This window comes from Solwaraspora sp. WMMD791, from assembly GCF_029581195.1.
Taxonomy (GTDB): Bacteria; Actinomycetota; Actinomycetes; order Mycobacteriales; family Micromonosporaceae; genus Micromonospora_E.
Genome location: NZ_CP120737.1, coordinates 6,569,417 through 6,582,183 on the forward strand (window position 1 = coordinate 6,569,417; position 12,767 = coordinate 6,582,183).

The window sequence follows — 12,767 nt, forward strand, 5'->3', positions numbered from 1 at the left end:
GCGATAGTCGAGCCGTGTTCGCATGGTGGGGACGGACCGTGGTCCGGTTGCGGTGGGTGGTGCTGGCGGCGGCGGGGCTGCTGGTGGTCGTGGGCGCGACCTGGGGGCTCGGCCTGTTCGGGGCGGTCTCCGGTGGTGGGTTCGCCGACCCGGACGCCGAGTCGACCCGGGCCCAGGAGCGGATCGACGCCGAGTTGGGCAACCAGGCCGTCGACGTGCTGGTGCTCTACCGCAGTGACACCGCCACGGTCGACGATCCGGCGTTCGAGCAGGCGGTCACCGGGACCCTCGACGACCTGGCCGCGCATCCCGAGGTGACCAGCGTCACCAGCTGGTACGACACGCAGTCGCCGGCGCTGGTCGCCACCGACCGGCGGGCCACCTACGCACTGGTGCAGCTGGCCGGCACCGACGAGGACGCCAAGACCGCCGGGTACGACGAGATCCGGCCGCTGCTGGACGCACCCGGGCTGGCCACGCAGGCCGGCGGCCCGGTGCCGTTCCTCGACCACGCCAACGAGCAGTCGATCCGGGACATCACCCGGGCCGAACTGATCGCCATGCCGATCCTGCTGGTCCTGCTGGTGATCATCTTCGGCGGGTTGGTGGCGGCGTCGATGCCGCTGCTGGTCGGGGTGCTCGCCATCCTCGGCGCGTTCGTCGCGGTCCGGGCGCTGACCCTGGTCACCGACGTGTCGGTGTTCGCGATCAACGTGATCACCCTGATCGGGTTGGGGATGGCGATCGACTACGCCCTGTTCGTGGTCAGTCGGTTCCGCGAGGAGCTGGCCGCCGGGCATCCGACCGACGAGGCGCTGGTGCGCACCGTCGCCACCGCCGGGCGTACCGTCGCGGTCTCCGGGTTGATCATCGGTACGTCACTGGTCAGCTTGCTGATCTTCCCGCAGCCGTTCCTGACCGGCATCGGGTTCGGCGGCATGGCCGCCGTGCTGGTCGCCATGCTCGCCTCGGTGACCGCGCTGCCGGCCCTGCTGGCGGTGCTCGGCCCCCGGATCAACGCACTCGCCGTACCGCTGCCGTGGCGCCGCCGACGCGCGGACCCGGCGGCGGGCGCGGCGGCCGACCCGGCCACCGCCGGAGCCTGGGCGCGGATCGCCCGCAGCGTGATGCGCCGCCCGGTGCGCTACGCCACCGTCGTGGTGGTCGGCCTGCTGCTGTTGGCCACGCCGTTCGCGCGGGCCGAGTTCGGTGGCTTCGACGAGCGGGTGCTGCCGGCCGGCGCCGAGTCCCGGGTGGTCGCCGAGACCATCGCCGAGGACTTTCCCGACGGTGCCAGCGTCGGCCCGGTCGAGGTGCTGGTCTCCGGTGCCGGGCCCGACGTGGCGCAGGCCTTCGCCGACGAGATCGCCACGCTGCCGGGCGCGACCGGGGCGCAGATCGCGGCGGTACGCGACGCCTCGGCGCTGATCCGGGTCAGCTACGTCGGCGAACCCACCGGCGACGACGCCGAGGAACTGGTGCGCACCATCCGCGACCTGCCGCCCCCGGCCGGTGCCGAGGTCCTCGTCGGCGGCCGGACCGCGGCCGACATCGACATGCTCGACAGCCTCGGCCGCTACCTGCCGTGGATGGCGCTGCTGATGGCGACGGCCACCATGGTGCTGCTGTTCCTGGCGTTCGGCTCGGTGGTGCTGCCGGTCAAGGCGGTGCTGATGAACCTGGTGTCGGTCGGCGCGTCGTTCGGCGTGGTGGTCTGGGTCTTCCAGGACGGGCACTTCGCCGACTGGCTCGGGTTCACCCCGACCGGGTTCATCGACCCGACCAACCCGATCCTGATGCTCGCCGTGCTGTTCGGGCTGGCCACCGACTACGAGGTGTTCCTGCTGTCGCGGGTGCGCGAGGAGTGGGACCGCACCGGCGACAACACCGCGTCGGTCGCCGCCGGCCTGCAGCACACCGGGCGGATCATCACCGCCGCCGCGCTGCTGCTGATCGTGGTCGTCGCCGGCTTCGCCACCGGCGGCATCTCGTTCATCAAGCTGATCGGCGTCGGGATGATCGTGGCGATCGTCGTGGACGCGACCCTGGTCCGGGTGTTGCTGGTGCCGGCGACGATGCGGCTGCTGGGGCGGTGGAACTGGTGGGCGCCGGGTCCGCTGGGCCGGCTGTACCGGCGCTTCGGTCTGCACGAGACCCCGGCGCAGCCGCAGCTGATGTCGGTGGGCCCGACGGGTGGCGGCGGCGACGCCAGCGGCTGAACGCCAGTGTCGCGGAGTAGCCGGCCAGCACGATCACGTGCAGCAGGTAGAGCCAGAGCAGCACCGCGACCGCCGCCCCGACCTGGTCGAGCCCGCCGAACGGCAGACCCAGGTCCAGCGGTAACGAACAGAACAGGATGAAGCCGTGCAGGAAGCCGGAGAGGTTGGCGGCGGTGAACGACCCGACCGCGACGGTGGCCAACCAGTCCGGCTTGCCGGGGCCGACGATCCGGAACACCCAGACCAGCACCGGGCTCAGCCCCAGCCAGACGGCCAGGAACGACACGATCACGCCGAGCGCGCCCGCCCAGCCGCCCCGGGCGAACAGCCCGGCGGCCGACGGCAGCGCCAGCAGCACCAGCAGCATCAGCGCCGGCGCGGCCCCGAGCAGGGGGAGGAGCAGGATCCGCCCGCGCCAGCCGACCAGCGACTCGGCGGGCTCCGGCGGTGGCGCCACCGACACGAACGCCCGGCGTAGTCCTTCGCCGTACAGCGAGGCGGGCAGCAGCGCGGCCAACGCCAACAGGGGAGTCAGGTGCAGGCCGGCGTCGATCAGCGCGGCGGCGGCCCGGTCCGCGTCGAGCTGGCCGGGCAGGGTGGCGATCGCCGGATCGGTGAGTCGCCGGACCCGGCCGGTCCCGGCGAACAGCCCGGTCAGCCAGATCGCCAGTAACGCCACCGGCACCACCGCGATCGCCCCGAAGAAGGTGATCGAGGCGGCGTGCAGCGACAGGTCCCGCCCGCGCAGCGGCCGGAACGCGGCCCGGACCAGCCGGCGACCTCTCCTGACCATGGGCCCTAGCTTTCCCCACCGGGGCAACTGCCACTCCCGTGACGAGATGCGGGCCCGGTCACGTCGACCGTCGGGTTGGTGACACGGCCCGGTGGCCCGCTGTGGCGGGCCGGCGCGGCTCCGCTGGTCGGCGCATCACGTCCTGCGGGAAGGGGTGAGCCCGATGGCGCTGCCGGCGTTCGCGAGCGGTTCGGAGCCACCGCGCGAGCCGTCGTTCGACATACTCGGGGACTTCGACGAGCCGTGGACCGCGCAGCTCGCCCTTGACCTGTTGCCGGAGACCAATGGTCCCAAGGTCGAGGTCCTCAGCGGGAGCGTGATCGTGACACCACATGCCGGGTACGACCATCAGACGATCGAGCTGGATCTGGCGTACCTGTTGAAGCAGGCAGCGCGTCGGGCAAAGCGACGGGGAGTACCGGCCGGTGGCGGCGGCCGCAGCCGGCACCCCGTTCGTGATGAAGGAGCCGTTCGAGTTCTCGATCGACCCGGCGGAGCTGTTGGACGAGGCTGCGACAGAATGAGGCGGTGACAGCCTCCCCGCGAGACATCGTCCTGCTCGGTTCGACCGGTTCGATCGGCACCCAGGCGGTCGACATCGTCACCCGCAACCCGGACCGGTTCCGCATCGTCGGCCTCGGCGCGGGCGGCGGCAACGTCGGGTTGCTCGCGGAGCAGGCGCTGCGGCTGCAGGTCGACGTGGTCGCGGTGGCCCGCGCCTCGGCGGCCCAGGACCTGCAGCTCGCCTTCTACGCCGAGGCGTCCCGGCAGGGTTACCCGACCGGCGGGTTCAAGATCCCGAAGATCCTGGCCGGCCCGGCGGCGATGGCCGAGCTCGCCGAGTGGCCGTGTGACGTGGTGCTCAACGGGGTCGACGGCTCCCGAGGGCTGGCGCCGACCCTGGCGGCCCTGCGGGCCGGCCGGACCCTGGCGCTGGCCAACAAGGAGTCGCTCATCGCCGGTGGGCCGATCGTGCGGGCGGCGGTGCAGCGCCCGGACCAGATCGTGCCGGTCGACTCCGAACACTCGGCACTTGCCCAGTGTCTGCGCTCTGGTACGGCGGCCGAGGTGGGTCGGCTGGTGGTGACCGCCAGCGGCGGCCCGTTCCGGGGTCGGCCGCGCGCCGAGCTGACCGGGGTCACCCCGGCCCAGGCGCTGGCCCACCCGACCTGGAGCATGGGGCCGGTCATCACGATCAACTCGGCGACCCTGGTGAACAAGGGGCTGGAGATCATCGAGGCGCACGAACTGTTCGGCATCCCGTACCCGCGCATCGAGGTCGTGGTCCACCCGCAGTCGGTGATCCATTCGATGGTGGAGTTCGTGGACGGCTCGACGATCGCCCAGGCCAGCCCGCCGGACATGCGGTTGCCGATCGCACTCGCCCTGGGCTGGCCGGCCCGGGTGCCGGCCGCCGCCGCGCCGGTCGACTGGACCCGCGCGCACACCTGGGAGTTCGCCCCGCTCGACGAGGCGGCCTTTCCCGCGGTGGCGCTGGCCAAGCAGGCCGGGGCGGCCGGTCGGTGCCGGCCGGCGGTGTACAACGCGGCGAACGAGGAGTGCGTGGCGGCGTTCGTCGCCGGCAGGCTACCGTTCCTCGGCATCGTCGACACGGTGGACCGGGTGCTGCAGTCGGCACCGGACTTCGACGAACCGGGTACGGTCGAGGATGTGCTGACTGCGGAATCCTGGGCGCGGGCCCGGGCGCAGGAGTTCATCGGTGCGTCGGCGGAGGGAGCTTGATGGCGTACCTGTTCGGGGTGGTTCTCTTCGCCCTCGCGATTCTCATCTCGGTGAGCCTGCACGAGGCCGGTCACATGGTGACGGCCAAGAAGTTCGGGATGAAGGTCACCCGCTACTTCGTCGGCTTCGGTCCCACCATCTGGTCGTTCCGGCGCGGCGAGACGGAGTACGGCCTCAAGGCCATCCCGCTCGGCGGCTTCTGCAAGATCGTCGGGATGACGCCGCAGGACGACGACGTGGCGCCCGGCGACGAGTCGCGGGTGATGTGGCGGTACCCGGTGTGGAAGCGCACCGTCGTGATGTCCGCCGGCTCGGTGACGCACTTCGGCCTGGCGATCGTCGCCCTCTGGCTGGCCGCGGTCTTCATGGGCCTGCCGAACCCGGACTTCCCGTCGAGCGAGGAACAGGCCCGGCAGGAGCCGGCCGTCGTCGCGGTGACCGACTGCGTCGTCGTCGAGTACGTCTCCCGTGCCTGCGAGGCGGGTGATCCGGCCAGCCCGGCGGCGCAGGCCGGCCTGCGCGACGGGGACCGGATCCTCGCCGTCGACGGCGTTCCGGTCGACACCTGGGGCGACATGCTGGAGGTGGTCCGGGGAGCGCAGCCCGGGGCCGCGACGGTCACCTACGAACGTGACGGGGTGACCGACACCGTCGAGGCGCAGCTCGCGGCGGTGCAGCGGCCCGAGCTGGGCAGCGAGGACGGGCCGCTGAGCACGGTGGCGGCGCTCGGCGTCGGGCTGCGGATCGAGAAGCCCGGCATGGTGACGTACGGGCCGATCGAGGCGTTCGGGGCGACCGGCGACTACCTGCGGCAGATGGCGATCGGCACCGTCGAGGCGATGATGCGGATCCCGGAGAAGATCCCGGCGCTGTGGGCGTCGATCACCGGCGCGGAACGCGACATCGACACCCCGATCAGCGTCGTCGGTGCCAGCCGGCTCGGCGGCGAGGCGGTGGCCAACGACGCGTGGGAGTTGTTCGTCCTACTGTTCATCTCGCTGAACTTCTTCGTCGGGGTGTTCAACCTGCTGCCGCTGCTGCCGCTGGACGGCGGGCACATCGCGATCGCCTGGTTCGAGAAGATCCGCTCCTGGGTGTACGCGGTCTTCGGCCGCCCCGATCCCGGTCGGGTCGACTACTTCAAGCTGATGCCACTCACGTACGCGGTCCTGCTGATCGGCGGCGCGTTCACGCTGCTGACGATCACCGCGGACGTGGTCAACCCGATCACGCTGTTCACGAGGTGAGTTGAAAGTGACCGCTGTCAGTCTGGGCATGCCCGCGGTGCCGCCGCCGCCGTTGGCGCCGCGCCGGGTCAGCCGGCAGATCATGGTCGGTTCGGTGCCGGTCGGTGGCGGTGCGCCGGTCTCCGTACAGTCGATGACCACCACGTTGACCTCGGACGTCAACGCCACGTTGCAGCAGATCGCGGAGTTGACCGCGTCGGGCTGCCAGATCGTGCGGGTCGCCGTACCGTCGCAGGACGACGCCGACGCGTTGCCGACGATCGCTCGCAAGTCGCAGATCCCGGTGATCGCCGACATCCACTTCCAGCCGAAGTACGTCTTCGCCGCGATCGACGCGGGCTGCGCGGCGGTGCGGGTCAACCCGGGCAACATCCGGCAGTTCGACGACAAGGTGGCGGAGATCGCCAAGGCGGCGTCGGCGGCCGGTACGCCGATCCGGATCGGCGTCAACGCCGGCTCGCTGGACAAGCGGCTGCTGGCCAAGTACGGCAAGGCGACGGCGGAGGCGTTGGTCGAATCGGCGCTGTGGGAGTGCTCGCTGTTCGAGGAGCACGGCTTCCGCGACATCAAGATCTCGGTCAAGCACAACGACCCGGTGGTGATGATCCGGGCGTACCGGCTGCTGGCGCAGCAGTGCGACTACCCGCTGCACCTCGGGGTGACCGAGGCCGGGCCGGCGTTCCAGGGCACGGTCAAGTCGGCGGTGGCGTTCGGTGCGCTGTTGGCCGAGGGGATCGGCGACACGATCCGGGTGTCGCTGTCCGCGCCGCCGGTGGAGGAGATCAAGGTCGGTACGGCGATCCTGGAGTCGCTCGGACTGCGGGAACGGGGCCTGGAGATCGTCTCCTGCCCGTCCTGCGGGCGCGCCCAGGTGGACGTCTACACCCTCGCCGACCAGGTGACGGCGGCCCTGGAGGGGTTCCCGGCGCCGCTGCGGGTCGCGGTGATGGGGTGTGTGGTCAACGGCCCGGGTGAGGCACGCGAGGCCGACCTGGGGGTGGCGTCGGGCAACGGCAAGGGTCAGATCTTCGTCAAGGGCGAAGTGATCAAGACGGTGCCGGAGTCGCAGATCGTGGAGACCCTGGTCGAGGAGGCGCTGCGGCTGGCCGACGAGATGGGTGCGGAGCTGCCGGAGGAGATGCGCGAGTTGGTGTCCGGGCCGACGGTCACGGTGCACTGACGTTCGTTCCGCTCGTCTGCGGTGATCCCGCCGGAGGATGGTGATCCTCCGGCGGGATCTTTCGTTGGGTGGTCGCATCGTACCGATCGCCAGCTGTCTACATAGGCCGACGCCGATTGACAAAGTTTAGGCTCCCGACTTAGTCTGCGGCCACTTCGCTGGCGTCGGCTGCCCGCAGTGACCGCCGGTGCCCGTCCTTCCTGCCTGCCCGCAGGCCCCCACGGCGAGGAGCGACATGAATCGACAAGCAACGACGGCGCGCGGCAGGCGGTGGCGCGCCGGCCTGGTGGCCGGCGGCGTGACCGCGGCACTGGTCGGCGGCAGCATCGCGATCGCGGCCAGCGCCCACGCGGCGGCCGGCTGCCGCGTGGTGTACTCGGCACCGTCGCAGTGGCCCGGCGGTTTCACCGCCAACGTGGCCGTCACCAACCTCGGCGACCCACTCAACGGCTGGCGGCTGACCTGGACCTTCCCGGCAGGCCAGCAGGTGACCCAGGCGTGGAACGCCACCGTCACCAGCTCCGGCAGCCAGGTCACCGCGACCAACGTCAGCTACAACGCCAACCTCGGCACCAACGCGACCGTCTCGTTCGGTTTCAACGGCTCCTGGACCAGCAGCAACACCGCGCCGACCTCGTTCGCCCTCAACGGGGTCACCTGCACCGGCAGCGTCGGCCCGACGACCCCGCCGCCGACCACCACGGCACCACCCACCACGGCACCGCCCACCACCGCGCCACCGACCCCGACCCCGACCGTCACGCCGCGCCCGCCGGGCGACCCGCAGGCGGTCGTCAACGACATGCAACCCGGCTGGAACCTCGGCAACACGCTGGACGCCACCGGCGACAACCTCGCCGGCAGCGGCGAGACCTCCTGGGGCAATCCACTGGTCACCCAGGCGCTGATCCGCACCATCAAGGCCCAGGGTTTCAAGAGCATCCGGATCCCGACGACCTGGACCCACCACCACGGCGCGGCCCCCAACTACACGATCGACGCCACCCGGCTGGCCCGGGTCAAGCAGGTCGTCGACTGGGCGCTCGCCGAGGACCTGTACGTGATGATCAACCTGCACCACGACTCGTGGCAGTGGATCAACACGATGCCGAGCAACCGCAGCACCGTCCTGGCCCGCTACTCGGCACTGTGGACCCAGCTGGCCACCACGTTCCGGGACTCATCACCCAAACTGCACTTCGAGAGCGTCAACGAGCCGCAGTTCGCCAACAGCTCAGGGGACGCACAGAACGCCCAACTGCTGGACGAGCTGAACCGGACGTTCCACCGGATCGTCCGCGGGTCCGGCGGCAACAACGCCACCCGGCTGCTCATCCTGCCGACCCTGCACACCTCGTCGGACCAGGCCCGGCTGGACGAGCTGGCCAGCACCTTCACCGCACTGGGCGACCGTAACCTGATCGCCACCGTGCACTACTACGGGTACTGGCCGTTCAGCGTGAACGTCGCCGGCGGGTACCGCTTCGACGCCACCGCCCAGCAGGACGTGATCGACTCGCTCAACCGGGTGCAGAACACCTTCGTCTCCCGGGGCATCCCGGTCGTCATCGGCGAGTTCGGTCTGCTCGGCTTCGACCGGCACACCGGCACCATCCAGCAGGGCGAGAAGCTCAAGTTCTTCGAGTTCTTCGGCTACCACACCCGGACCCGCAACATCGCCACCCAGTTGTGGGACAACGGTCAGCACCTGGGCCGGACCAGCTTCCAGTGGAGCGACCCGGAGCTGATCGCCCAGATCAAGTCCGCCTGGACCACCCGGTCCGGCACCGCCGCCAGCGACATGATCTTCGTGCCGCGTACCGGCGCCGTCACGGCCAAGAGCCTCGCACTGAATCTCAACGGGCTGAGCTTCCAGTCGCTGCGCCAGGGCAGCACCAACCTGGTGCAGGGGACCGACTACACGGTCAGCGGCAACCAGCTGACGTTGACCGCGGCGGCGCTGACCCGGCTGGTCGGCAACCGGGCGTACGGGGTGAACGCGACCCTGCACGCGCACTTCTCCGCTGGCGTCCCCTGGCGGATCAACATCCTCTCGCACGACCGGCCGGTGCTGCAGAACGCGACCGGCACCACGTCCGCGTTCAGCATCCCGACCGCCTTCAACGGCGATCAGCTGGCCACGATGGAGGCAAAGTACGCCGACGGATCCAACGCCGGCCCGCACAACTGGACGTCGTACAAGGAGTTCGACGTCACGTTCGCGCCGAACTACAGCGCGAACACCATCTCGTTGACGTCGACCTTCTTCGCCGAGGTCAACGACAACGCCCCGGTCACGCTCACCTTCCACTTCTGGAGCGGGACGACGGTCACCTACACGGTGCGTCGTACCGGCTCGGCGGTGACCGGCACGGTCGGATAGCCCGTACGGCCCCTGGTGGGTGTCGCCGGCGGGCTCGGCGGCACCCACTGTGGCGTCCGGCGTCAGCAGCAGTCCGGACCGCAGCAGTCCGGCTCGCACTCGCAGCGCGTGGTCGGCTCCAGCATGTTCGTCACCTCCTCTCCTGGTCGTCCGGTGGGCACCATCGGCCCGGCTCCGGCGGCGGGCAGCCGGCCGTCGGCAGCGCGGCGGCCATCGCCGCCATCTCGGCCCGCAACGCGGTCAGCCGGGCCAGCTCCGCGTCGACCTCAGCCATCCGACGGCGCAGCAACTGCTCGGCCGGTTCACACGGGCAGACCCCGGTGTCGCGGACAGCGAGCAGGTCGGCGATCTCCCGGAGCCGCAGCCCCAGTCGCTGGCAGCCCTGAATGAACCGCAACCGGTCGAGAGCATCCGCGCCGTACCGTCGGTAGCCGGCAGCTGACCGGGGCGCGGGTGGCAGCAGCCCGGCCCGCTCGTAGTAACGGATGGTGTCCGGTGCCACGCCGGCCGCGGCGGCCAGTTCGGCGACCCGCATCCCGGTGCTGGTGTTGGTGCCCATGTCGACGACGGTAGACCTTGGAGTGCACTCCAAGGTCAAGTCCGGTGCGCCAGGCCGTCACTCAGCCGACGAATCCGGGCTGACGGGTCCGCAGATCGCCCATCCGGATGAACTCGATCGTCGCAGACGCCAGGCCGAACGCGGTGAGGGCCGTCAGCGCCCAGAACGGGGACAGCCACGCGGTCGGCACCGCCAGCGGTACGACGACGGCGGCGCTGACCACCCGGTACCAACTCACGACGCCCCAGAGCCGCCACCAGTACACCTGGTTGACCAGCAGGTAGAACGCCGCGCCCCAGTAGATGGCGTAGTGCCCGTACCGGATCGCGGCGTCGTCGTGGTCGCCGACGATCTGGTGCAGGCCGTAGGCGACCATGATGATGCCGGCGATCATCGGCAGATGCAGGTAGGTGAAGCCGTCCCGGGCGAGTTTCGCCCGGTCGACGCCGGTCCTGGCCTCCAGGGCCAGCCGGGCCGAGTCGATGGTGGGGAAGTAGGACCACCAGAGCAGGACCAGGATGACCGCGGCGATCCCGGCGACCAGGATCACGCCGCCCGAGATCGAGCGCTCGCCGACCGCCAGACCGACCGAGATGACCGCCTGGCCGAAGGCGATCAACGTGATCAGCGCGTACCGGTCGACCCAGTGCCGGGTGGAGCGGGGCCGCCAGGTGTGGACCCCGGTGGGATAATTGCCGACAAACTGGACGGTGATCGCCGCGACCCACAGCACCGTGACCGCAGGCGTTCCCGCGATGGGGTCCGGCGTCGCCAGCTCCACGACGGCGTAGCCGGCGAGCAGCAGTAGGGCGACGCTGGACGGTACGGCGGCCTGCCGGCCCAGGTCGCGCAGCGTCGGATCGGTCCGCGACGCCTGCCACAACAGGATGGCCTGCATCACCTGGCCGGCGAGGTAGCAGAACACGATGATCAGCAGTCCGGGCAGGCCGCCGGCTGCCGGGTCGAACGCCTGCGGGGCGGCGATCCCGATCAGCAGGACCGCCGTGGCCATCCCGACGGTGCTCAGCCGGACCATGGTGGTCTCGGTGCGCACCGCGTTGGTCAGCCAGGAGTACGACGTCCAGGCCCACCACAGCATCGCCAGCAGGGTGAGCCCCCGGACGATGCCCCACCCCGAGGTCTGCCGGGTCATCAACACGGTGACCTGGAGGAACGCGAAGACGAAGACCAGATCCAGGAAAAGTTCCCGGGGGACCACGCCGTGCAGCCGGGACGCCTCGGACTCGACCGTGCGGTGCAGTTGGCTGTGCCGGCCGTGGAACACGGTGCGGTCGGCGAGGATCATCGCGATGAGGCCGGCGGCCAGCAACGCCAGCGCACCCAGCACCGACAGCCGGGTGGCCAGGGGGAGCAGGCAGAGCAGCAGCCCGATGCCGAGCAGCGGGCTGCGACCGAGCAGCCGACCGGTCTGCCACTCGAATCCGACGAGGGCGGCGAGGTAGATCAGTACGCCGCCGTAGACGATCAGGACGTGCGCCGGGCCCCAGGCCGTGCCGGAGGCACCGGAGGTGGCCGCGACCGCCTGCTTGAGGCCGAGCGCCAGCACGATCAACCCGGCGATCATCGGTAGGTGCATCCCGCTGTAGGCGTCCCGGGCCATCCGGGTCTGGTCGACGACGGCCAGGCGGGCCAGGGCGTGCTCGGCGAGGATCTTGGCGAGGTCGAAGTAGCTCCACCACAGCAGGGTGACGATCAGCATCCCCAGCCCGGCGGCGGCGATCAGCGACCAGGTGACCGGGATCGCGGTGCCCGGCCCGCCGCCGGTGCCGATCGAGATGATCGTCTCGCCCAGGGCGACCAGAACCACCAGGGCGTGCCGTTCGGCGAGGTGCCACGGCGACACCATCTGCCAGGTGCCCCGCCCGACGGCTGCCAGGATCATGAAGTCGATGGCGAGCGCGATCGTGAACAGCCCGATCCTCGCCAGTTCCGGGTCGATCGCCGCCGGCAGCAGATCTATCAGCCACCGCGGCAGCAGCGCGGCGGCGAGCAGCACCGGTGCCGAGGTGGCGAGGGTCGCCCACGCGATGGCCGCCGGCCGGCGGCCGGGTGGGCCTTCGTGCCAGCGGGACCGGGTGAGGATCGCCAGGACGCTGGTCCGTACCGCGAGGTAGCCGAGCACCACGACCAGCGGGCCGGCCAGGCTGCCGGGCCGGTCGACGAACGTCTCGGGAACCGCGACCCCGACGATCAGCAGTACGGCGGCGATCCCGGCCATCATCGGTGGCACCCCGCCACGGTCGACGTGCACGACGTTGCCGAGCCAGACGCAGGCGGTCCAGCAGTGCCACAGCAGCAGGACGACCAGGATGCCCCGGATGGTGCCGAGGACGGCGGTGTCGGCCGCCATCAGGCTGGTGATCTTGAGAAAGGCGAAGACGAAGAGTACGTCGACGAAGAGTTCCATCCAGCTGACGTCGCCGGTCACCCGCGCGTCGCGCCGCACCAGGCGTAGACCGCCAGCGGTCGGATGCGGATGCGGGCTCTCGTCGTGCACCCGTCAACTCTGGCAACCACCACCTGCGCCGGGTGGTGGATTGGCGGATTCCCGGCCGGTGCTGGCCGGCCGCCAAGGCGAACGGGCCGGCCGGCGGCCGGCGACGTCGTTGTCGCCGACCGCCG

At 70.8% G+C, this 12,767-nt stretch carries 7 protein-coding genes and 1 pseudogene; 5 read left to right on the plus strand and 3 right to left on the minus strand.

Annotated elements, in window-relative coordinates; genetic code table 11:
• Positions 1 to 14: 14 nt before the first annotated feature.
• Complete coding sequence (locus O7623_RS29655) at positions 15 to 2,219, plus strand: MMPL family transporter (RefSeq protein ID WP_282226214.1); 2,205 nt, start codon at positions 15 to 17, stop codon at positions 2,217 to 2,219.
• Here the strand turns inward: O7623_RS29655 and O7623_RS29660 are convergent.
• Positions 2,206 to 3,012 (minus strand): annotated as a pseudogene (locus O7623_RS29660) (YhjD/YihY/BrkB family envelope integrity protein); the annotation flags it as partial. The gene O7623_RS29655 and the pseudogene O7623_RS29660 overlap by 14 nt on opposite strands.
• Before the next feature lie 549 nt (positions 3,013 to 3,561).
• Between O7623_RS29660 and dxr the strand changes: the two are divergent.
• From dxr to O7623_RS29680, 4 genes are all read left to right on the plus strand, one after another.
• Positions 3,562 to 4,755 carry a 1-deoxy-D-xylulose-5-phosphate reductoisomerase gene (gene dxr / locus O7623_RS29665; protein WP_282229648.1) on the plus strand — a complete coding sequence of 398 codons (1,194 nt, stop codon included), beginning with the start codon at positions 3,562 to 3,564 and terminating at the stop codon, positions 4,753 to 4,755.
• On the plus strand, positions 4,755 to 6,002 hold the full coding sequence (locus O7623_RS29670; protein WP_282226215.1) for a site-2 protease family protein: 1,248 nt from the start codon (positions 4,755 to 4,757) through the stop codon (positions 6,000 to 6,002). Before dxr ends, O7623_RS29670 begins: the two co-directional genes overlap by 1 nt.
• Before the next feature lie 7 nt (positions 6,003 to 6,009).
• The gene (gene ispG / locus O7623_RS29675) at positions 6,010 to 7,182 is read left to right on the plus strand and encodes a flavodoxin-dependent (E)-4-hydroxy-3-methylbut-2-enyl-diphosphate synthase (RefSeq protein WP_282226216.1); all 1,173 of its coding nucleotides are present in this window, start codon (positions 6,010 to 6,012) and stop codon (positions 7,180 to 7,182) included.
• 235 nt (positions 7,183 to 7,417) lie between these two features.
• On the plus strand, positions 7,418 to 9,565 hold the full coding sequence (locus O7623_RS29680; RefSeq protein ID WP_282226217.1) for a cellulase family glycosylhydrolase: 2,148 nt from the start codon (positions 7,418 to 7,420) through the stop codon (positions 9,563 to 9,565).
• A gap of 130 nt (positions 9,566 to 9,695) precedes the next feature.
• Here the strand turns inward: O7623_RS29680 and O7623_RS29685 are convergent, their stop codons facing one another.
• Entirely contained in the window at positions 9,696 to 10,124 is a 429-nt protein-coding gene (locus tag O7623_RS29685) for a MerR family transcriptional regulator (protein ID WP_282226218.1), read from the minus strand.
• A 61-nt stretch (positions 10,125 to 10,185) separates the two neighbouring features.
• The gene (locus tag O7623_RS29690; protein ID WP_282226219.1) at positions 10,186 to 12,642 is read right to left on the minus strand and encodes a low temperature requirement protein A; all 2,457 of its coding nucleotides are present in this window, start codon (positions 12,640 to 12,642) and stop codon (positions 10,186 to 10,188) included.
• Between the last annotated feature and the right edge of the window lie 125 nt (positions 12,643 to 12,767).